This window comes from bacterium (assembly GCA_024742285.1).
Lineage (GTDB): Bacteria > Myxococcota_A > UBA9160 > UBA9160 > UBA4427 > UBA4427.
Genome location: JANSYR010000041.1, coordinates 1 through 1,816, shown reverse-complemented (window position 1 = coordinate 1,816; position 1,816 = coordinate 1). Strand labels below are relative to the sequence as shown.

The following is a 1,816-nucleotide window of genomic DNA, read 5'->3' as shown; positions in this document are numbered from 1 at the left end:
GGCTTCTCCCTTGTACTCGTTCAACGGATCACGCTGGGCATAGCCGCGGAAACCCACGACGGAGCGCAGGTGCTCCAGCGTCAGCAGGTGGTCGCGCCACTTCTGGTCGATGGTCTGCAGCAGCACCTGTTTCTCGATGTTGCGCATGGTCTCTGGACCGAAGGCCGCTGCCTTCTCCGCCATCATCTTGTCGCTCTCGGCCTCGAGCCACTCGCGCATCGCCTCCTCGTCGACGCCGTCCTCCTGCGCCTTGGCGATGACGGGCACGTCGATGCCGAGGTGCTTGATGACGTCGGCATAGAGCGCCTCGGTCTCCCACTGGTCGGCGTAGGAGTTGGGCGGCATGCGCTCGGTGACCATGTCCTCGATCTGCTGATAGCGCATGTCGCGGGTGATCTCGCCGACGTCCTCGGCCTCCATGATCTCGCGGCGCTGGGCGAAGATCACCTTGCGCTGGTCGTTCATCACGTCGTCGAACTTCAGGAGCTGCTTGCGGATGTCGAAGTTGCGCGCCTCGACCTTGCCCTGCGCGCGCTCGAGGCTCTTGTTCACCCAGGGGTGCACGATCGCCTCGCCTTCCTTCATGCCGAGGCCCGACCGCACCTTTTCGAGCCGTTCGGACCCGAAGATGCGCATCAGGTCGTCCTCGAGGCTCAGAAAGAAGGACGACCGGCCCGGGTCGCCCTGGCGGCCGGACCGGCCGCGGAGCTGATTGTCGATGCGCCGGCTCTCGTGACGCTCGGTGGCGAGCACGTAGAGCCCACCGGCGGCGAGCACCTTCTTCTTGTCTTCCTCGTGCTCGGCCTCGATCCGCTTTCGCGTCTCGTCGGGATCGGCCTCGGGATCGGCGACGAGCGCCTCCAGAACCTTCAGTTCCACGTTCCCGCCGAGCTGGATGTCCGTGCCGCGGCCGGCCATGTTGGTCGCGATGGTCACCGCACCCGGCTTGCCGGCCTCGGCGATGATCTGCGCCTCCTGCTCGTGCTGGCGCGCGTTCAGCACGTTGTGCGGGATTTCCGCGCTCTGCAGTAGCTGGCTCAGCGCCTCGGACTTCTCGATCGAGGTGGTGCCGACGAGGATCGGCTGACCCTTTGCATGGGCTTCGCGGATCGCCTTGATGATGCCGTCGTACTTTTCCTTCGTCGTCCGGTAGACCTGATCGTCCTCGTCCTGCCGCGCGATGGGCCGGTTCGTCGGCACCTCGACCACGCCGAGCCCGTAGATCGACTGGAATTCCTCCGCCTCCGTCGAGGCGGTGCCGGTCATCCCGGCGAGCTTGTCGTAAAGCCGGAAGTAGTTTTGGAAGGTCACGGAGGCGAGCGTCACGTTTTCGGGCTGGATGTTGCAGTTCTCCTTCGCCTCGATGGCCTGGTGCAGGCCGTCCGACAGACGCCGGCCCACCATCATCCGCCCCGTGAACTCGTCGATCAGCACCACCTGACCATCGCGTACGATGTAGTCCTTGTCCTTCTGGAACAGGACATGGGCGCGCAGGCCCTGGTTCACGTGGTGCACGACGGTGGTCGATTCGGGATCGTAGAGCGACTGATCCTCGGGCAGGAGACCCGCCGCGCGCAGGCGCCGCTCCAGGAACTCGTTGCCCTCGTCGGTATAGGTGACGTTGCGGGTCTTCTCGTCGAGTTCGTAATGCTCGGGCGTCAGCTCGGGGATGATCGTGTCGATCTTGACGTAGAGCTCGCTGCGGTCCTGGCTGGGCCCCGAAATGATGAGCGGCGTCCGCGCCTCGTCGATCAGGATCGAGTCGACCTCGTCCACGATCGCGAAGTTGTGGCCGCGCTGGCTCATCTGGTTCAGC

At 64.9% G+C, this 1,816-nt stretch carries 1 protein-coding gene; it reads right to left on the bottom strand.

From position 1 onward, the window contains the following. A partial coding sequence (secA, locus tag NXI30_29000) for a preprotein translocase subunit SecA (GenBank protein MCR9098279.1) occupies window positions 1-1,816 on the bottom strand: 1,816 nt, incomplete at both ends.